An 18,360-nucleotide genomic window follows, 5' to 3' on the forward strand; every position below is an offset into this window, starting at 1 on the left:
GATAGAATCGAACCGGAAGAGAATGCCCCGCCTTGGAAGGTCGGGGCATTTTTTTGGTTCATCGCGGAATTCCGGGGAACGCGGCGCGGATCTTGAGGAAGAAGTATTCCTCGTCGCGGTACCCGTAAGCCCTGCGCTTGATGACCTTGATAGTGTTGTTGATGCCTTCAACAACGCTGGTATTGAGCGGATGGCGGCAGCGAGTCACGATTCCATGCCAATACCCCTGCAAGCGCTGGGCGAACTTTTGCAGGGCGGCAATCCCGCTTTGCTGGGCCTGTTCGAACCATTGCCCCCAGGCTTTTTCCGCCCAGGCTGGCTTTCGGTAGAACCAGAGCCGCTTGAGTTCGTCGCGCAGCACATAGACGCATAGCAGCGATTGATTGGCGGCCAGCAGTTCCTTCAGGTGTACCGCCTGTTCTGGTTTCAAGTTATGGCGGTTGCGCAGCAACAGCCAGCGGCTGGACTTCAGAACCTTCCGCGCTGGTTTGTCATCTCGCAGTTGGTTGGCCTGATCCACCCGAACTCGGTCGATCACTTCGCGCCCGTACTTGGCCACGACGTGGTACAGATCGAAGACGATTTCCGCCTGCGGGCACTGTTCCTTGATCTCCAGCTCGTAGGCCGTGGTCATGTCGATCGCAACTGCTTCGATACGCTCGGCCACGCCTTCAGGGAGTTGTTCGAAGAAGGCTCGCGCCGTTTCGCGCGAACGTCCTGGCCCGACCCAGAGCACCTGCCGGCCGATCGGATCAACCACCACCGTGGCGTAGCGATGGCCTTTGTGCAGCGCGAACTCGTCCATCGCCAGATAGCGGATCGTCGACCAGTCCGGCTCGGCCACGCGTGCTCGCAGGCGCATCTTGTCGATCGATTTGACCGTGTGCCAGCCCAGATCGTAGAAGCCCGCCACCGCTTGTACGCTGGCCGCTTGCAGCAACTTCTCGCAAGCCTTGGCGAACCGCTCCGTCACTCGCTGGTAGCGGCCCAGCCACGCCAGCTTCTCCAGTCGCGGGCCGCCGCAGTGTTCGCACCAGACCCGGCGACGGGGAACGTGCAGCACCACCCGATATTCGAACAGCGGCAGATCGCGCACTCGACGAACCACCGTCTCATGGATTTGCTGGCAGCGTGCACCGCATTGCTCGCAGTACATGACCTTGCTGACCGGCCTCAGATATAGCGACAGCGTGCGCTCTTCTCCTTGCGGCCATTCCACCCGTTCCAACCGATAGCCGGTCCAGCAGCCCAGCGCCTGAAGTGCCTTTCGATCGAGCAATTGCTTCCTCCGACATCCTTAAAATCATGTGTCAGATTATGCAATCGCTCGAAAACGCTCCACGGTTTCCTGCGATGAACCAAAAAAAAGGACCCCGCACGCCGACCAAGGCATGCGGGGCCAAGAGAGACAAACTGTTGTGCGTTAAGCGGCGACCGCTTCTTCGGCCTGCGACTGAGCGGCTGCAACCGGCGCCACGTCCTGCCGGATCAGGTGATCGAACGCGCCGAGCGATGCCTTCGCGCCTTCGCCGACCGCGATCACGATCTGCTTGAACGGCACCGTCGTCACGTCGCCGGCCGCGAACACGCCCGGCACCGACGTCGCGCCGCGTGCATCGACGACGATCTCGCCGTGCTTCGACAGTTCGATCGTGCCTTTCAGCCATTCGGTGTTCGGCACGAGGCCGATCTGCACGAACACGCCTTCGAGATCGATGCGCTGCGCTTCGCCCGTACGCAGATCCTTGTAGACGAGCCCGTTCAGCTTGCTGCCGTCGCCGGTCAGCTCGGTCGTTTGCGCCTGCGTGACGATCGTCACGTTCGGCAGGCTGCGCAGCTTGCGCTGCAGCACTTCGTCCGCGCGCAGTTGCGCGCCGTATTCGATCAGCGTGACGGCCTTCACGATGCCGGCGAGGTCGATCGCGGCTTCGACGCCCGAGTTGCCGCCACCGACCACCGCGACGCGCTTGCCCTTGAACAGCGGGCCGTCGCAGTGCGGGCAGTACGCGACACCGCGATTGCGGTATTCGCGCTCGCCCGGCACGTTGATTTCGCGCCAGCGCGCGCCGGTCGCGAGGATGATCGTCTTTGCCTTCAGCACCGCGCCGTTCGCGAGGCGGATCTGGTGCACGTCGCCCGGGATCAGCGCGTCGGCGCGCTGCACATCCATGATGTCGACGTCGTACTGCTTCACGTGCTGTTCGAGCGCGGTTGCGAACTTCGGCCCTTCGGTTTCCTGCACCGACACGAAGTTCTCGATCGCCATCGTGTCGAGCACCTGGCCGCCGAAACGCTCGGCGACGACGCCCGTCGCGATGCCCTTGCGTGCCGAGTAGATCGCCGCGGCCGCGCCTGCCGGGCCGCCGCCGACGATCAGCGTGTCGAACACCGGCTTGCTTTCGAGCGACTTCGCGGCACGGGCGCTCGCACCCGTATCGAGCTTCGCGAGGATTTCCTTCACGCTGCTGCGACCCTGGCCGAACGATGTGCCGTTCAGGAACATCGTCGGCACGGCCATGATCTGGCGCGACTCGACTTCATTCTGGAACAGCGCGCCGTCGATCGCGACGTGACGGATGCGCGGGTTGATCAGCGACATCACGTTCAGCGCCTGCACGACTTCCGGGCAGTTCTGGCACGACAGCGAGAAATACGTTTCGAACGCGTAGTCGCCGTCGAGCGCGCGGATTTGTTCGACCACATCGTCGTCGAGCTTGATCGGGTGGCCGCCCGTCTGCAGCAGCGCGAGCACGAGCGACGTGAATTCGTGGCCCATCGGGATGCCGGCGAAGCGGATGCCGGCCGGCTTGCCGGGCTCGCCGATCGAGAACGACGGCTTGCGCTCGGCGTCGTCGCGGCGTTCGGTCACGGTCACGCGATCCGTCAGCGACGCAATCTCGTTCAGCAGCGCCAGCAGTTCCTGCGATTTCGCGCTGTCGTCGAGCGAGGCGACGAGTTCGATCGGGCGCGTGATCTTTTCGAGGTACGCTTTCAGTTGATTCTTGAGATTGGCGTCGAGCATGGCGTTTCGGATTCCGTATTAATGATTATGGTCGGGCACGTCGTGCCGGAGGGGGCGCGGGCCGTGTGATGCGGCGGCCCGTATTCGCGTGTCTCGCGCGCCTCGTGCGAGGCGCGCGGAGCGATCGTCAGATCTTGCCGATCAGGTCGAGCGACGGGGTCAGCGTTTCCGCGCCCGGCGTCCACTTGGCCGGGCACACTTCACCCGGGTGCGCCGCGATGTATTGCGCAGCCTGCACCTTGCGCAGCAGTTCGCCCGCGTCACGGCCGATGCCGTTGTCGTGGATTTCGCACAGCTTGATCTCGCCTTCCGGGTTGATCACGAACGTGCCGCGCAGCGCCATCCCTTCTTCCTCGATCAGCACGTCGAAGTTGCGCGACAGCGTGAGCGTCGGGTCGCCGATCATCGGGTACTTGATCTTGCCGATCGTGTCCGACGTGTCGTGCCATGCCTTGTGCGTGAAGTGCGTGTCGGTCGACACGCCGTAGATTTCGACACCCAGCTTCTGGAATTCCGCGTAACGGTCGGCGAGGTCGCCCAGCTCGGTCGGGCAAACGAACGTGAAGTCGGCCGGGTAGAACACGACGACGGACCACTTGCCCTTGAAGTTCTCTTCCGACACGGGCACGAAATCGCCGTTGTGGTATGCGGTTGCCTTGAACGGCTTGATTTGGGTGTTGATGATCGGCATCTGGTGAGTTCCTTTGCTTCAGTGGTGAGTGGAGTGTTGCCAGTATCCGGGTTCACCCTGATCTTGTGAAATTGCTTGTTTCAATCCGGGGCATCGGGAATTTCTATCTGCTTCCGGCCCTTGATTGGGTGGGGCGGACGACGTTTGAGATGTTGCGCGTATGCGGGCCGGGAGGCGATTCGATGGGAATGTGAGGGGGAGAGGGGGGGCGTCGCGTGAATCGACGCCTTCAATCCGGATGCAGGGTAGCGCTACGAGCGATTCGGTTGCGTCGAGTTGACGCATTTGCAATGCTGCCGCGCAGATCGACTCAGACCTGATAGGGCACGCGAACGCCGGGTTCGGTGGCGGGGAAGTCCTTCGTGTTGCGCGACACAAGCAGCAGCCCGTTCACTTGCGCCGATGCCCAGACGATCGCGTCGGGCAGGCGGATGCGGCGCTCCTGGCGAATGGTCACGGCGCGATTCGCGACCGTGCTGTCGAGCGCGATGACATCGAACGACGAGAGCCATGCGCGAGTCGTGGCTTCGTTATGTGCGGACGTGCCGACCAGGACCTCCATCCACGAGATGATGCTGATCGCACGATAGTGGTAGCGGGCCAGTTCGACGCGGGCGGATTCCACGCCGCCCAGATAGTCGATCAGGATGTTGGTGTCGAACAGAGCTTTTACCATTCCGAGCGCATTTCCTCCTGATACGCGAGCCCGTCGACCGTGCGATCTTTCCAGAGACCGAATGCGTCGTCGGCGAGCGGACGTTTGTGCAGGGCAATGTAGGCATCAATCGCGTCGCGAATGATCGCGGCGCGGGGACGATGTTCAGTCTCGACGATAGCGGCCAACTCGTCGAGCTGGCCGTCCGACAGATCCACCAGAATCCGGCTCATGACAGCCTCCGATATATGATATGCATATCATATATACTTGAGCCGGCGCATGCAAGACTCAGGCGGGTGCGGTGGGTGCTGCGTCCGCGTCAACCGATGTTCGGCAACACGAGAAGGCACGCCGCTCAAATCCCCGCCATCTTCCTCAACCACTCAGCCAGCCGCCGTGCCCCGTCCGGCATGTCCGCGTCCTCGCGCGTGCACAGGTAGTAGTCGCGCCCATCATCCAGCGCATGATCGAACAGCTTCACGAGCTCGCCGTTCGCCAGTTCGCGTTCGACCAGCGGCGCGCGCAGCAGCGCGGCGCCCAGATCCGCGCGCGCGGCGCTCAGCGTGAGCTGGCCGTCCTCGAACATCGGTCCCACCGCGTGTGACACGTGCCGCACGCCGGCGCCCTGCAGCCAGTTGACCCACGTGCTGCGATCCTCGTCGTGCACGAGCGGCGCGCGCGCGAGATCGGCCGGCGTGCGGAACGGCCCGTGGCGCTTCAGGAACGACGGGCTGCACATCGGCACCATCGCGCCCGGGAGCAGCCGCTCGCAGCGGTAGCCGGGCCAGTCGCCGGTGCCGAAGCGGATCGACAGGTCCGACGCATCGCTTCGGTAGTTGCGGTGATGCGCGTACAGCACGGTCACGTCGACGTCCGTGTTGTCGGCCAGGAACGCGTGCAGCCGCGGAATGAACCAGCCGATGCCGAGCAGCGGAATCAGGCTGACGGTGATCTGCCGCAGCGACGAGCGGTCACGCACGAAGCGCGTCGCACTGCGCAGCACCGAGAACGCGGCGCTGATCGAGCGGTAGTAGTCGCGCCCTTCGTCGGTGAGCGCGAGCAGCCGGCCCTCGCGCACCGTCAGCGGCGTCTGGATGAACGCTTCGAGCAGTTGCAGCTGATGGCTGACCGCCGACGGCGTGATGTCGAGTTCGCCCGCCGCCGCGGTGACCGACCCGAGGCGGGCGAATGCTTCGAACGCACGCACCGCGCGCAGTGGCGGATCGTGCGGCAATTGTTCGATATTTTTCATGTATCGAATTTTATCGAAAAGTCGGGGTGAGCGACAATCTGAAAATATTTTGTGTTTACAGATACTTGGTTTAATGTGCAGGGAACGGCATAAGCATCCAACAATTGGGTATTTGGGGTTTGGGTGCTGAATATTTAATATTTTTCATGTTTTGATCCGAATCACCGATCCCCATACATGAAAATCGCTTTCCTACCCGTCAGCCTCGTTTTCTCGGCGGCCGCCCTGGCCGCATCCGTTCCTGCGTTCGCGCAGTCCGCGCCGCAGACGGTCCTGATTGGACTCGCCGCGCCGCTTACCGGCCCGTCCGCGCGTATCGGCAAGGACCTGCAGAACGGCGCGCAACTCGCGATCGACGACGCGAACGCGAAGCATCCGACCATCGGCGGCAAGCCGGTCGTCTACAAGCTCGTCGCGGCCGACGATCAGTCCGATCCGCGCACGGCCGTCGCGGTCGCGCAGCAGCTCGTCGACCAGCACGTGATCGGCGTCGTCGGTCACTGGAACACGGGCTGCAGCGTGCCGGCGTCGCGTGTCTACCGCGATGCGGGCATCCCGCAGATCGCGCCGGCGTCCACCGGCCACCAATACACGCAGCAGGGTTACGCGACGGCCTTCCGCATCATGGGTCACGACGATGCGGGCGGCAACTTCACCGGCGCGTATGCGGTGAAGACGCTGAAGGCGAAGCGCATCGCGGTGATCGACGATCGCACGTCGTTCGGCGCGGGGCTGGCCGACCAGTTCATCAAGGGCGTGCAGGCGAACGGCGGCGCGATCGTCGATCGCCAGTACGTGAACGACAAGACGACCGACTTCAGCGGCGTGCTGACCGCAATCAAGGGCAAGCGCGCGGATCTCGTGTTCTTCGGCGGCCTCGATGCACAGGCCGCGCCGATCGCGCGCCGGATGCGCCAGCTCGGCGTGAACGCGCCGCTGCTCGGTGCGGGCGGCTTCGTGAGCCAGACCTTCCTGTCGCTCGCGGGCAAGGACGGCGACGGCGTGACGGCGCTCGAACCGGGCCTGCCGCTCGACCGGATGCCGGGCGGCAAGACGTTCGACACGCAGTACCAGGCACGCTATCGTGCACCGATCGAACTGCATGCGCCGTTCGCGTACGACGCGGCCGCCACGCTGATCGCGGCCGCGCAGAAGGCCGGTACGACGCAGCCGGCGAAGCTCGTCGCGGCGGTCCGCGCGATCGATCGGCCCGGCGTGACGGGGCGGATCGCGTTCGATGGCGAAGGCAACCTGAAGGACCCGGCGTTCACGATCTATCAGGTGCGCGGCGGCAAGTGGACCGTCGTCGACGTGCTCGGCGGCTCGCGCACCGTGGCCAAGTAAATCAACGACAAACACAATCCCCATGACCGAACCGACCCAGACATCCGCCGCTGCACCCGAGGACACGCGCCTCGGGATCCTCGCGCGGCGCCGCATCGAAGCGGAAATCATCAAGCCGATCTACGAGATCATGAAGCGCGAGTTCGGCGCCGAGCGCGCGCAGGCCGTGATCGCGGAAGCCGTGCGCGGCGCGGCCGTCGACGCGGGCCGCACGTTCGCCGCGCAGGAGCCGGACGGCACGAGCGTGAAGTCGTTCATCGCGCTGCAGGTGCTGTGGGAGAAGGACGATGCGCTCGACGTCGAGGTGCGGCGCGTGGACGACGCGCACTACGACTACGACGTGCATCGCTGCAGCTACGCGGAGATGTATCACGCGATGGGGCTCGGCGAGATCGGCCACCTGCTGAGCTGCGCGCGCGACAGCCATTTCATCCAGGGTTATGCGCCGGACATCACACTCACGCGCACGAGCACGATCATGCAGGGCGGCAAGCGCTGCGATTTCCGTTACGCACGGCAACCCGCGTCGGAGCAGGGCGATGCGTGACGGCAACGTGAGCGCGCCGCGCGTCGACGGCGACCGCCTGTGGGCATCGCTCGAGCGGATGGCGCAGATCGGCGCGACGCCGAAAGGCGGCGTCTGCCGTCTCGCGCTGACCGATCTCGATCGCGCATCGCGCGACCTGTTCGTGCAGTGGGCGCAGGAGGCCGGCTGCACGGTGCGCGTGGACAGGATGGGCAACGTGTTCGCGCGCCGCGCGGGCCGCAACCCCGACGCCGCGCCGGTGATGACGGGCTCGCACGCCGATTCGCAGCCGACGGGCGGCCGCTACGACGGCATCTACGGCGTGCTCGGCGGGCTTGAAGTCGTACGTGCGCTGAATGACGCGGGCATCGAGACCGAGCGTCCGGTTGATGTCGTGATCTGGACCAACGAGGAAGGTTCGCGCTTTGCGCCGGCGATGATTTCGGCCGGCGTGTTCGCGGGTGTCTATACGCTCGAATACGGGCTGTCGCGCACGGACACCGCGGGCAAGACGATCGGCGAGGAACTGGAACGGATCGGCTACGCGGGCGCCGAGCCCGTCGGCGGTTATCCGGTGCACGCGGCGTACGAGCTGCATATCGAACAGGGCGCGATTCTCGAACGGGCCGGCAAGACGATCGGCGTCGTGACAGCCGGGCAGGGGCAGCGCTGGTACGAGGTGACGCTCACCGGTGTCGATGCGCATGCGGGCACGACGCCGATGGAGTTTCGTCGCGATGCGCTGGTCGGCGCCGCACGGATGATCTCGTTCGTCGAAGTGCTCGGCCGCCGTTACGCGCCGTATGCGCGCGCAACGGTCGGCATGATCGAAGCGCGGCCGAATTCGCGCAACACGGTGCCGGGCGGCTGCTTTTTCACGGTCGAATTCCGTCACCCCGACGATGCGGTGCTCGACGAACTGGACGCGGCGCTGCGGACGGAACTCGCACGCGTGGCCGACGAAACCGGTCTCGGTGCGCAGATCGAGCAGATCTTCACGTATCCGCCGATACCGTTCGCGCCGCGCTGCATCGACACGGTGCGTGACGCGGCCGAGGCACTCGGGCTGTCGCACATGGATATCGTGTCCGGCGCCGGCCATGACGCGTGTTATATCGCGCGCGTCGCGCCGACCGGGATGATCTTCGTGCCGTGCGTCGACGGGCTGAGCCACAACGAAGCGGAAGCGATTACGCCCGAGTGGGCGGCGGCGGGTGCAGGTGTGCTGTTGCGCGCGGTGGTGCTGAGTGCGCAGGAAGCCTGAGCGTGACGCGTGCGGTCCGGCACAAGGTGGTACGCCGGGCCGCGCAGATTCTCTCCCGATGATGCCGACGCGCGGTCCGCCTCACGCAGGCGGCGCGTGACGATCGATGTACCGTCGCATCACATGGAACGCCGTATCGGTGCGCCCCGGCATCGTCACCGGCGCACCATCGGACACAAAGCCGAGCTTTTCATAGAACCGGTATGCCGATTCGCGCGCCGTGCACCACACGAGCGCGGCCCCGCGTTCTTCCGCGTGCCGCACGCACACCTGCACCAGCACGCGCCCGAAGCCCATGCCGCGAACGGCAGGGTCGACGGCCATTCCGCGAAGCCGCCACGCCGGCCGCGCACGATCGTCGTCGCGCGACTCCTCGCAAACCGACGCGACCGCCACGATGCCCGACCGATCGTCGCGTACACCGACGTGCAGCGTCGTCGGTGCATGGTCGCCCGCCAGTTCGCACGCGTTCAGATCGCCGTTCAGCAGGATCGCTGCCCGGAGCGGGTGGGTCTGCGCGGCTTCGATCGATGCGATGGTGAACAGCGTGTCGCCTGGCGTCATCAACGTTCCTTGCGTGATCCGACCGCGCGTTACTGAGCGGCCTTGCGCCGCGCCACATACGCGAGATACGCGACGATCTGGTCGAGTTCCCGGTCGCTCAGCTGATCGGGCGGAAACGCCGGCATGCTCCGGCCCGGCCAGTCGCGCACCGACGCCGGGTTGCGGATATAGCGGCGCAGCGCGGCCGGCTGGAAGTAGTCGACCGGATTCATCGGCGTGTTCAGGTCGGGGCCGGCATGGCTGCTGCCCGCGCCGTCGAGACGGTGGCACGCGAGGCACTGCGTGACGAACAGGTGCTGGCCGGCACGGGCCGGATCGTTTTCGGGCAGCGCGGAATCGACGGCGAGCGATGGCCAGCGTGTGACCGGCGACGATTCGATCGTGACGCGCACGATCTGGTACGGCCACTGCTCGCCGCGTACAGACGACGCATCCGGCCCGAGCCAGACGAGATAGAACGGCCCGGCGCTGACCTGCTTGCCGGGCAGTTTCGGCCACGGATGGGCCGGATCCTCGATCGCGAGCCATGCAACGGCGCCGGCCGGCGCGCGGTGGCGCACGAGATCCATCGGCAACTGCGCGGCAAAGCCGTCGGCCGCTCGGGTTTCGAGCACGCCGTTGGTCGGCAGCGGCGTGTCGCCGAGCAGCGCGGCGAACGGCACGGCGCGGAACGTCATCGGGCGGCCGTAGGCGATGTCGCGCGGCACGCGGATGTCCGTCGCATCGGGGCGCGCGAGCAGCGTCTGGCGGGTGAGGGTGCGGGCCGTGCCGTTGGTTTCGAGTTCGAGCGTGGACTGGGCCGACGCGCGTTGTCCGATCAGGCAAACCGTCAGCAGCACAAGCAAAAACCACTGGCGCTTCAGCATTCGTTCTCCGGAAAAGGGCGTTCCGGCGGCGGCAGGAGGCGGAAACCGCGGCCGATGGAAGGAATCGGGCGACAGTCTATCCGGTACGCGCGGCGCTGGCGACTGCGGCGCGGGGTGTGCGATCGGCGCACACGCGATGTAAGATCGTGCTCCGACACGGCCAGCAACACCCGGCGCCGGGCCGCGAGCGCCACGACACTGTCGGCGATGCGCGGCCCGGTGACGTTCGACGCGACCGGACAACACACATGGACACTCCTGCAGAGCGGGCGATCGCCCATATCCGACGATCCTGGCCGCCGGCGCGGCAAGGCCCGGCATTTCCCGTCACGCTCAATTTCCATCCGGACACACTGGCCGACGGCATCGGTACGCTCGAGCGGATCGTCCGCGACGGCCTCTACCGGTCGCAGTTCGAGACGGCGACGAGCAATGGCGGCCTGACCGCATATCCCGGCGGCGATCGCTGGCTCTGGGAAAGCAGGATGTTCGGGCAGGCGTATGACGCCGCCGATCCCGCGCTGCGGCCGAAGTACGGCGCACTGAACCATCTTCTCGATCCTGTCGGCGGGTCACGCCGCTTCGGATCGTGTCATTTGCGCCTGCGAAGCGATGCGCATCGGCGAACGACCTTCTGCTACCCCGACAGCCATTACCGGCCCGAGCATTTCGCGGTTCACGACTGCACGGCGCTGATCGCGCTCGCGGCCGAAAACCGCGACGACCTCGATCCGCTGCTCGACAACTACATCGAAGCGCAGGTGCACGGCGTGGTCAGCCTGGACGACGATGTCGACGCGATCGTGCTCGATCCGAGTTACCGCGATACGTCGGTCGAGGAAGCGGCTGCGCGGTCGGGCTGCCGGGTCGAGTGGCATGGCGGTTTCCGGCTTTCGCTGGACAGGCTTGCCGAGTGCGTGCAGTTTCGTGGGCAGGTGGCGGCCGATGCGATCGCGCGCATCGCTGTCGATCGCATCGTGACGCCCGCCGTGATTGGCCGCGTGCGAGGCGGCATCCTCGACTATCAGACGGCCAAATGGGTGTGGCATTGCGTGGCGCGGTTCGGGCAGGGTAACGCGATCGCGGACTGAACGCGTTCAGTCCGCGCGGGCCACGCGACGCCGCGCTCGCCGTGCCGTCAATGACTCGAACACGGCGCTTCGCGCTTCGGCAACGGCGTTTCCTGCTCCGGTTCGAAATCGACTTCGCGCGTACCCGACGGCGTCAGCGACACGAAATGCATCGTCGCGCCGCGCGCCGGGAAACCGGCGATGCCCGTCGTGCCCCACGGAATCGGCGAACGCTGCACGCCGCTCACCGAAATGTCCGCCGGCGCAAGCGCCAGCGTCAGCAGCCGTCCGTCGCGAGTCGGCACATACGCATGCGTGCCGGAGACGCCGATGCCGGATTCGCGCACCGACGCCGGCAGGCAGCCGAGCGTTGCCGTGCGGCGCCCGTCCGGGTCGATCAGCATCGCGACGCCGCGATCGTCCGCCGCCGCCGTCGTGACGACGATGAAGCGGTCGATCGCCGGCACGTAGGCCGACGCGTACACGTAGTACCGGATGGCCTCGTTCAACGGCCCCAGCATGTCCAGCTTCGCCGTGACCGGATCGAACAGCGCGTATTCGAGCGTCGCGTCCGTGCTGCCGTCGATGAATTTTTGCCAGACGAGCAGCGCGTTGCGCGGCGAGCCCGCGATCACCGGCCACCACTCGCGGCGGTGCGGCGCGACCGCGACGTGGTTCAGCACGCGCCCGGCCGCGTCGTAGGTCTTCAGATAGACGCCGTTGCCGGTGCCGAGGTTGTCGACGCCGTCGCCATCGACCCAGTCGGCGGAATAGAACACGACGAAGCGTTCGCCGACCGTGGCGACATGTCCCGAGTGACCGCCCGACTCGACGTCGTTCGGGTAGGGCTTGATCGGCTTCAGGTCGCGGCGATAGACGCCGTAACGCTGGCTGACTTCCTGCGGCGCGTTCCAGCCGTCCTCGAACGTGACGAAGATGTCGCCGCGCGCGTTCTGCGCGATCGATACGGGCTCCTGCGCCTCGGGGCGGCTGATGAACGTATGGACGTGCAGCAGGTGCGGCTTGCCGGGCAGCCATTCGCCGACGTACACGTCATGCGGCCAGTTGCCGTTGCGCATCGCGCCGCGCGGCACGATGCCCGAGCTGCTGAAGAACACCCAGCGGTTGCCGTTGCCCGCGTCGGCCACGCCGATGCCGTGCATGAAACGCCGCGGGTCGCCAGTCTCCTGCGATGGCGGGGAGTTCTGCACGGCGACCGTATGCACGGTCGGTGCGCCGGCGAAGGCCGGCGGCGGTGCCGCGACGACGCAGCACGCGCCACACAGCGCAGCCGCGACGCGCCGCGCGACCGCCTGCGCCGGGCGCGTGCGCCGCGTCATTCGACGGTCACCGATTTCGCGAGGTTGCGCGGCTTGTCGACGTCGGCGCCGCGCGCGCAGCCGACGTGATATGCGAGCAACTGCAGCGGAATCACGTTGACGATCGGCGACAGCAGGTCGCCCGATTCGCGCACGCGGATCAGGTGCGTGTCGCGGTCGGCGTCGATTTCGAGCTGATTGCCGGCCAGCACGTAGAGCCGCCCGCCGCGCGCCCGCACCTCGGCCATGTTGGACTTCAGCTTCTGGAACAGGCGGTCGTCCGGTGCGATCGTGACGACCGGCATCGCGCTCGTGACGAGCGCGAGCGGGCCGTGCTTCAACTCGCCGGCCGCATAACCTTCCGCGTGGATGTACGACACCTCCTTGAGCTTCAGCGCACCTTCCATCGCGATCGGGAAATGGATGCCGCGCCCGAGGAACAGCGCGTTCTCGGTGCGCGCGAACTTCGCGGCCCAGCCCATGATCTGCGTTTCCAGCGCGAGCGCGTGGCTGATGCGGCCGGACAGCGCGCGCAACTGCTTCAGGTGCATCGCGACCTGCGCCGCATCGAGCCGGCCGCGCAGCTGCGCGAGCGTCAGCGTCAGCACGAACAGCGCGACGAGCTGCGTCGTGAACGCCTTGGTCGACGCGACACCGAGCTCGATGCCGGCCCGCGTGAGGAACCGGAGCGGCGCGTTGCGCGCGATCGTGCTGGTCGCGACGTTGCAGATCGCCATCGACAGTTCCTGGCCCATCTCGCGCGCGCGCTCGATCGCGCCGATCGTGTCGGCCGTTTCGCCCGACTGCGAGATGCCGACCACGAGCGTGCGCGGATCGGCCACGGTATCGCGGTAGCGGAACTCGCTGGCGACCTCGACCTGTGCCGGCACGCCCGCGATGCTCTCGAGCCAGTACTTCGCGGTCAGGCCCGCGTAGTAGCTGGTGCCGCAGCCGAGCAGCAGCACGCTCCGCACTCGCGACAGCAGCGCGCGCGTGCTGTCGGTCGCATCGAACAGTGCCGGCGAGATCGTGTCGATGCCGTCGAGCGTGTTGTCGATCGCCGTCGGCTGCTCGAAGATCTCCTTCTGCATGAAGTGCTGATAAGGGCCGAGCGCAACGTCGCCGTCGCGCGCCTTCACCTGGCACAACGGGCGCTGTGCTTCCTGTCCGCCCGCGTCGACCACGGCGATACGTTCCGGCGTGATCAGCGCGACGTCGCCGTCTTCCAGATAGATGAAACGGTCGGTCAGGTCGCCGAGCGCCGCGCAGTCCGACGCCAGGTAATTCTGTTCGGCGCCGATACCGATCACGAGCGGCGAGCCGGCGCGCGCGGCGACGAGACGCTGCGGCTCGCGCGCGCTCAGCACCGCGATCGCGTACGCGCCGTGCAGCCGCTTGACGGCGTGCACGACCGCGTCGAACAGGTCGTCGCGATAGACGCTGTGGATCAGGTGCGCGATCACCTCGGTGTCGGTTTCGCCGCGAAACGCGTAGCCGCGCTGCCGCAGCTCGGTGCGCAGCGCGTCGTGGTTCTCGATGATCCCGTTGTGCACGACCGCGATCGTGTCGCCCGACATGATCGGGTGCGCGTTCATCTCCGACGGCGCGCCGTGCGTTGCCCAGCGCGTATGCGCGATGCAGGTCTGCGCTTCTAGACCGAGCGTCATCACGCGATCCTGCAGGTCCGTCACGCGCCGCAGCGTGCGTTCGCTGCGCAGGCGTCCGGCATCCTGTACGGCGATGCCGCATGAATCGTAGCCGCGATACTCGAGCCGGCTCAGTGCATTGACCAGTTGCGGCACCTGATTGTTCAGGCCGCTTGCTCCGACGATTCCGCACATGATTCACCTCGTCCACAAGAAGTTGCCGGCCTGCCGGCGAAACACGGCAGCGCGGCGTCAGGAGCTACGCCGCGCCGCACGAATGCGGTCTCGTGCGCGGCGGCGCGTCTCCGCTGTTCTACTCGCGGGGCGGCGGCCCCGCGTGGGCTACCCATTCGATGCCCGAGATCGAGCCGTTCGCATCGTGCGACGCGACCAGAATGCGCGTCGTGCGTCGCGCGCCGCGCCGGCGAGCGCCGGCCAGCGCGGTCGCGGGTACCGAGCGCACCTTCGCGCTGGCCGAGCGTCGCAGCATCTTCGATATGCGCAGCCGGTACGCGAGCGGATGCACGACGCGCCCCGCGATCAGCCACGTGACGATCGTGCCGCCGATGATCGCGATACACGTCGCGTAGAACACCATCTGCTCGATCGGCATCTCCGCCTGGTTGAACGGCAGCAGGTAGCGGTACGTGTAGATGCAGATCGATGCCCACACGGCGCCCACCAGCGCGGGCCGCACGAGGCGGAACCAGACGACGAGCCCGAGCCCGACGATGCGACCGCGCTCGGCGATCATTTCGCGCGGTGCGCGCAGGGAAAGGTCAATAATCGGCGCGTTCTTCATGTTGAATGCCTCGGTCGGGGCTGACCCATACGGCCCGCTTGCCGCGGCCCCGCAGCACGACGGCGGGCAGGGCGACGACGGTGGTGATCATGCTGATCAGCCAGAAGGCGACGGGGTACCAGACGGTGTCCAGGAAGTACATCAGGAGTTTTTCGTCGTAACGACGATCGATCATGCTGCCGACGATCAGTTGCAGGATGCAGGTTGCGACCAGCAGCATCCCGTGCCAGTGCGGCACGACCGATACGTGCCAGTTCAACGGCAGCGGATGGACGACGTCGACGAGCGCGAGCAGCAGGATGAACGACATCGAGTAGGCCCACGCGATGCCGATCAGGTATTCGATGAACAGCGGCCACATCATCATCTGCGTCGGCCGCGCGAGCGTACCCGCATACTTCATCAGTACCTGGATGCCGCCTTTCGCCCAGCGCAGCCGCTGCCGGTAGAGCCCCTTGAGCGTCTCGGGCATCAGGATCCAGCTCAGCGCATGCGGCTCGTACACGACGCGCCAGTCGCGGCACTGCAGCTTCCAGCTGATGTCGATGTCCTCGGTCAGCATGTCCGAGCTCCAGTAGCCGACGTCGGCGAGCGCGGTCTTGCGGAACATCGTGACGACGCCCGACACCGTGAAGATGCGGCCGTACACCTGCTGCGTGCGCTTGATCAGCCCGACGATCGACGAGAATTCGCCGACCTGCATGCGACCGAGCAGCGACGTGCGCGTGCGGATGCGCGGGTTGCCGGTCACGGCGCCGACGCCCGGGTCGGTCAGGAAGTGTTCGAGCATCCAGCCGATCGCGTCGTGCGCGAGCAGCGAATCGCCGTCGATGCACAGCAGGTATTCCGCGTTCGACACGGCCGCCGCGGTCGTGAGCCCGACTGCCTTGCCTTCGTTGTGCGCGTGATGGATCACGAGCAGCCGCGGGATCTCGACGGCGAGTTCGTTGAGGATATCGCCGGTGCGATCCTTGCTGCCGTCGTTGACCGCGATGATGTCGTAGTTCGGATACTGCATCCCGTTCAGGTGGCCGATCACGCTGCGCGCGTTCGCGGCTTCGTTGAAGCAGGGCACGACGATCGAGATCTTCGGGATGCCGCTCGACGCGATCGTCCGCGTCGACAGCACGCGGCCTTCCTCGAGCAGGAAGTAGTGCACGACGCCGCCGATCATCCACAGATACGACATGAAGAACGGGTAGTAGAAAACGAAATCCTGCAGGCGCTGGATGATGCCGTGGGTCGTCATGGCGTTTTCGTCCCCTGCTGATGCTGCGTCTGCATCAGCGCGTTGATCGACGTCGGATCGAGGCGCGACTTCAGCGACATCACGTCGCGCATCGTGTCGAGATCCGGCTGGTTGTTCAGGAAGTTGTCCGGGTAGTAGCCGAAGTTCACCGCGCCCTTGCTGCGCAGCCGCCGCATCTGCGCGAGCAGCGCGCCGCCGCCGATGTCCTTGCGCGCATGCCAGTCGTACGACTGCAGTTCGAACACGGTGCGCGCGAAGCCGCGCTGTTTCGCGCGGACCGCGTCGACGAGCTGGTCCATCCAGCGCACGGGGTCCTGCGCCTGTTCCATGTACGGCATCGCCATCAGCGCGACGAAGTCGTAGGTGGCGAGGAAATCGTCGTAGTTCTGCGCGTACCACGCTTCGGATTCCGGCTTCAGCACCGGCAGCGCGAAGATGTTGCGCGCGGTCAGCACGTCGCCCGCGTTCTGGTTCGCGAGCACGATCTGTTCGAGCTGGCGTGTCAGGTCGATCAGGTAGCGCGTCTTCTGCCGCGTCCAGCGGCTCATCAGATCGGGGGTCGCGCGGATCTTGCCGATGTCGGCCGGCAGCCCCCACTGCGCGTAAATGCTCAACGCGTGCCGGCCTGCATCCTCGTAATCGTCGAGCACGGCGTCGTCGCTGAACAGGATGCCGCTGAACGACGCGTACTTGCCGAGATCCTCGTAGATCTGCTCGATGAACAGCCGCGCTTCGGGATCGAACGGGCTCAGCCGGTACATGCGCGAGCCGTTTTCGCGCGCGGGTGCGCCGCCGTACGCGCTGACGGCTTCGAGGCCGCGATGCTTGTCGGCCGGCGGCCGGAACGCCAGCACCGGCATCCACGCATACACCTGCACGTTCGAGCGCGTGTTGAGCTGCCATGCGGCGCGCGAAAACAGGTCGGCGCGCATCGGCAGGTGCCGGTTCGGGAAGTACAGCGATTCCGCGACGCCGGTGCCCTTCGGATCGGCGAACGCCTGCAGGTACACCGATTTCGGCTGCATCCGGTAGATGCGCTCGACGAGCTTGCCGAGATTGGTTTCCTGCCGCGCCGGATCGGGATCGTAGACCTGGTCGAGATCGACCTGCACGACGCGCTCGGGCACGTCGACGTCGCCGCGGTTGGTCGCCGGCTCGCGCATCGACCGCTCGAACCCGCCGATGTCGACGTCGTACATCATCAGGATCCGCCTCAGCCGGTCGAGCGGCACGTCCGGCGTATTCGGGCCGGCGTCGAGGCTGAACTGGATGTCCATGCCGAGCGACGTCGAGATCTTGCGCACCGGCTGGTTTTCCGCGCCGTATGGCCAGACCATCGAGCGTGCGACGATGCCGGTGCGGTCGCGAATCTGCCGCACGCATGTCTGCAGGTCGTCATGCACGCGGGCTTCGAACTCCGCATCGGTTTCATAGCGCTTCTCGTTGTCGAAGTACAGGTGCGACGTGGTGGCCGGCAACTCGTTGCCCTGCGGATTCGCGACCGCGCCGTGATGGAGGTTGTGTGTGTGGCACGCAAGCTCGACGAGATTCGACTGGCCGACCTTCTGCACCTCGTCCCACGACATGAAGTAGTCGCGCGGCATCTGAATCTTGTCGCTGATCTTGATCGGCACATCCGGCGGCGCGTCGATCCACGCGGTGACGATGCCCATCACGGCCGGATACTTGAAGCGCTCGAGGAGCGGCAGCACTTTCGTGTAGTGGCTGCGGTAGCCGTCGTCGAACGTGATCAGCACCGCGCGGGGCGGCAGCGGCTTGCCGCCGTGCCGCGACGCCTCGATCTGCTTGACCGTGACCGTGTGGTAGTTGTTGGTCTGCAGCCACGAGAAGATGGCCGTCAGCGTGCCGGTGTCGACCGCGTACGGATCGACCATCGTCGACGTCGAGAAGGTCGACAGCAGGTTGTCGCGCACGTCGTGCATGCAGATCACGCGGAACGTCTTGCCGTCGACCGGATCGGACGGCGGCAGCAGGTCGATCATCCGCGCGTTCGCCACGCCCGGAAACAACGAGCAGGCCGTAAACGCGCCGAGGCATCCGCACATGAAGGTCCGTCTGGATTGCAT

At 66.0% G+C, this 18,360-nt stretch carries 17 protein-coding genes; 4 read left to right on the forward strand and 13 right to left on the reverse strand.

Annotated elements, in window-relative coordinates:
• Positions 1-58: 58 nt before the first annotated feature.
• The 6 genes from ACN22W_RS20370 to ACN22W_RS20395 form a co-directional block, all read right to left on the reverse strand.
• On the reverse strand, positions 59-1,279 hold the full coding sequence (locus ACN22W_RS20370) for an ISL3 family transposase (protein WP_419684184.1): 1,221 nt from the start codon (positions 1,277-1,279) through the stop codon (positions 59-61).
• 144 nt (positions 1,280-1,423) lie between these two features.
• Positions 1,424-3,022: an alkyl hydroperoxide reductase subunit F gene (gene ahpF / locus ACN22W_RS20375; protein ID WP_419689176.1), complete on the reverse strand. Its 1,599-nt coding sequence runs from the start codon at positions 3,020-3,022 to the stop codon at positions 1,424-1,426.
• A 127-nt stretch (positions 3,023-3,149) separates the two neighbouring features.
• A complete protein-coding gene (gene ahpC, locus ACN22W_RS20380) occupies positions 3,150-3,713 on the reverse strand; it encodes an alkyl hydroperoxide reductase subunit C (RefSeq protein WP_006488685.1) in 564 nt (187 codons plus the stop codon).
• A gap of 310 nt (positions 3,714-4,023) precedes the next feature.
• Entirely contained in the window at positions 4,024-4,389 is a 366-nt protein-coding gene (locus ACN22W_RS20385) for a type II toxin-antitoxin system VapC family toxin (protein WP_129517107.1), read from the reverse strand.
• Positions 4,383-4,601: a ribbon-helix-helix protein, CopG family gene (locus ACN22W_RS20390; RefSeq protein WP_048251327.1), complete on the reverse strand. Its 219-nt coding sequence runs from the start codon at positions 4,599-4,601 to the stop codon at positions 4,383-4,385. The genes ACN22W_RS20385 and ACN22W_RS20390 overlap by 7 nt, the downstream gene beginning before the upstream one ends.
• 125 nt (positions 4,602-4,726) lie before the next feature.
• Positions 4,727-5,623: a LysR substrate-binding domain-containing protein gene (locus tag ACN22W_RS20395; protein ID WP_021160899.1), complete on the reverse strand. Its 897-nt coding sequence runs from the start codon at positions 5,621-5,623 to the stop codon at positions 4,727-4,729.
• 177 nt (positions 5,624-5,800) lie between these two features.
• Here ACN22W_RS20395 and ACN22W_RS20400 point away from each other — a divergent pair, with 177 nt between their 5' ends.
• Genes ACN22W_RS20400 through ACN22W_RS20410 form a run of 3 tightly spaced genes read left to right on the forward strand, consistent with a single transcriptional unit; the run spans position 5,801 to position 8,757 of the window.
• Entirely contained in the window at positions 5,801-6,967 is a 1,167-nt protein-coding gene (locus ACN22W_RS20400) for a branched-chain amino acid ABC transporter substrate-binding protein (RefSeq protein WP_419689177.1), read from the forward strand.
• Positions 6,968-6,989: 22 nt separating this feature from the next.
• Positions 6,990-7,514: an L-2-amino-thiazoline-4-carboxylic acid hydrolase gene (locus tag ACN22W_RS20405; RefSeq protein ID WP_419689178.1), complete on the forward strand. Its 525-nt coding sequence runs from the start codon at positions 6,990-6,992 to the stop codon at positions 7,512-7,514.
• Positions 7,507-8,757 (forward strand): Zn-dependent hydrolase, encoded by a 1,251-nt coding sequence (locus tag ACN22W_RS20410; RefSeq protein WP_419689179.1) that lies wholly within the window; start codon positions 7,507-7,509, stop codon positions 8,755-8,757. The genes ACN22W_RS20405 and ACN22W_RS20410 overlap by 8 nt, the downstream gene beginning before the upstream one ends.
• An 81-nt stretch (positions 8,758-8,838) precedes the next feature.
• Here ACN22W_RS20410 and ACN22W_RS20415 read toward each other — a convergent pair whose 3' ends face one another.
• Positions 8,839-9,321, reverse strand: a complete 483-nt coding sequence (locus ACN22W_RS20415; RefSeq protein WP_419689180.1) for a GNAT family N-acetyltransferase — start codon at positions 9,319-9,321, stop codon at positions 8,839-8,841.
• Positions 9,322-9,350: 29 nt separating this feature from the next.
• Positions 9,351-10,187 (reverse strand): c-type cytochrome, encoded by an 837-nt coding sequence (locus tag ACN22W_RS20420; protein ID WP_419689181.1) that lies wholly within the window; start codon positions 10,185-10,187, stop codon positions 9,351-9,353.
• Between the two features lie 248 nt (positions 10,188-10,435).
• On the opposite strand from ACN22W_RS20420, the gene ACN22W_RS20425 reads away from it, so the two are divergent.
• Entirely contained in the window at positions 10,436-11,278 is an 843-nt protein-coding gene (locus ACN22W_RS20425) for a DUF3626 domain-containing protein (protein ID WP_419689182.1), read from the forward strand.
• A 47-nt stretch (positions 11,279-11,325) separates the two neighbouring features.
• Here ACN22W_RS20425 and ACN22W_RS20430 read toward each other — a convergent pair whose 3' ends face one another.
• The 5 genes from ACN22W_RS20430 to pgaB form a co-directional block, all read right to left on the reverse strand.
• Positions 11,326-12,597 (reverse strand): hypothetical protein, encoded by a 1,272-nt coding sequence (locus tag ACN22W_RS20430; protein ID WP_419689183.1) that lies wholly within the window; start codon positions 12,595-12,597, stop codon positions 11,326-11,328.
• Positions 12,594-14,417, reverse strand: coding sequence for a glutamine--fructose-6-phosphate transaminase (isomerizing) (gene glmS / locus ACN22W_RS20435; RefSeq protein ID WP_419689184.1), 1,824 nt, complete (start codon positions 14,415-14,417; stop codon positions 12,594-12,596). The genes ACN22W_RS20430 and glmS overlap by 4 nt, the downstream gene beginning before the upstream one ends.
• 118 nt (positions 14,418-14,535) lie before the next feature.
• Positions 14,536-15,024: a Biofilm PGA synthesis auxiliary protein PgaD gene (locus tag ACN22W_RS20440; RefSeq protein WP_419689185.1), complete on the reverse strand. Its 489-nt coding sequence runs from the start codon at positions 15,022-15,024 to the stop codon at positions 14,536-14,538.
• A complete protein-coding gene (gene pgaC, locus ACN22W_RS20445; RefSeq protein WP_048251336.1) occupies positions 15,002-16,273 on the reverse strand; it encodes a poly-beta-1,6-N-acetyl-D-glucosamine synthase in 1,272 nt (423 codons plus the stop codon). The genes ACN22W_RS20440 and pgaC overlap by 23 nt, the downstream gene beginning before the upstream one ends.
• Complete coding sequence (gene pgaB / locus ACN22W_RS20450) at positions 16,270-18,360, reverse strand: poly-beta-1,6-N-acetyl-D-glucosamine N-deacetylase PgaB (protein WP_419689186.1); 2,091 nt, start codon at positions 18,358-18,360, stop codon at positions 16,270-16,272. The genes pgaC and pgaB overlap by 4 nt, the downstream gene beginning before the upstream one ends.

The sequence above is a fragment of the Burkholderia theae genome, from assembly GCF_048565265.1.
In the GTDB taxonomy this organism is placed as follows: Bacteria; Pseudomonadota; Gammaproteobacteria; order Burkholderiales; family Burkholderiaceae; genus Burkholderia; species Burkholderia theae.

Bases quoted from the DNA above. Each gene is read 5' to 3' on its own strand.
- ahpF (WP_419689176.1), bottom strand. From the start codon at position 3,022: ATGCTCGACGCCAATCTCAAGAATCAACTGAAAGCGTACCTCGAAAAG.
- ahpC (WP_006488685.1), bottom strand. From the start codon at position 3,713: ATGCCGATCATCAACACCCAAATCAAGCCGTTCAAGGCAACCGCATAC.
- ACN22W_RS20385 (WP_129517107.1), bottom strand. From the start codon at position 4,389: ATGGTAAAAGCTCTGTTCGACACCAACATCCTGATCGACTATCTGGGC.
- ACN22W_RS20390 (WP_048251327.1), bottom strand. From the start codon at position 4,601: ATGAGCCGGATTCTGGTGGATCTGTCGGACGGCCAGCTCGACGAGTTG.
- ACN22W_RS20395 (WP_021160899.1), bottom strand. From the start codon at position 5,623: ATGAAAAATATCGAACAATTGCCGCACGATCCGCCACTGCGCGCGGTG.
- ACN22W_RS20400 (WP_419689177.1), top strand. From the start codon at position 5,801: ATGAAAATCGCTTTCCTACCCGTCAGCCTCGTTTTCTCGGCGGCCGCC.
- ACN22W_RS20405 (WP_419689178.1), top strand. From the start codon at position 6,990: ATGACCGAACCGACCCAGACATCCGCCGCTGCACCCGAGGACACGCGC.
- ACN22W_RS20410 (WP_419689179.1), top strand. From the start codon at position 7,507: ATGCGTGACGGCAACGTGAGCGCGCCGCGCGTCGACGGCGACCGCCTG.
- ACN22W_RS20415 (WP_419689180.1), bottom strand. From the start codon at position 9,321: ATGACGCCAGGCGACACGCTGTTCACCATCGCATCGATCGAAGCCGCG.
- ACN22W_RS20420 (WP_419689181.1), bottom strand. From the start codon at position 10,187: ATGCTGAAGCGCCAGTGGTTTTTGCTTGTGCTGCTGACGGTTTGCCTG.
- ACN22W_RS20425 (WP_419689182.1), top strand. From the start codon at position 10,436: ATGGACACTCCTGCAGAGCGGGCGATCGCCCATATCCGACGATCCTGG.
- ACN22W_RS20430 (WP_419689183.1), bottom strand. From the start codon at position 12,597: ATGACGCGGCGCACGCGCCCGGCGCAGGCGGTCGCGCGGCGCGTCGCG.
- glmS (WP_419689184.1), bottom strand. From the start codon at position 14,417: ATGTGCGGAATCGTCGGAGCAAGCGGCCTGAACAATCAGGTGCCGCAA.
- ACN22W_RS20440 (WP_419689185.1), bottom strand. From the start codon at position 15,024: ATGAAGAACGCGCCGATTATTGACCTTTCCCTGCGCGCACCGCGCGAA.
- pgaC (WP_048251336.1), bottom strand. From the start codon at position 16,273: ATGACGACCCACGGCATCATCCAGCGCCTGCAGGATTTCGTTTTCTAC.
- pgaB (WP_419689186.1), bottom strand. From the start codon at position 18,360: ATGCAATCCAGACGGACCTTCATGTGCGGATGCCTCGGCGCGTTTACG.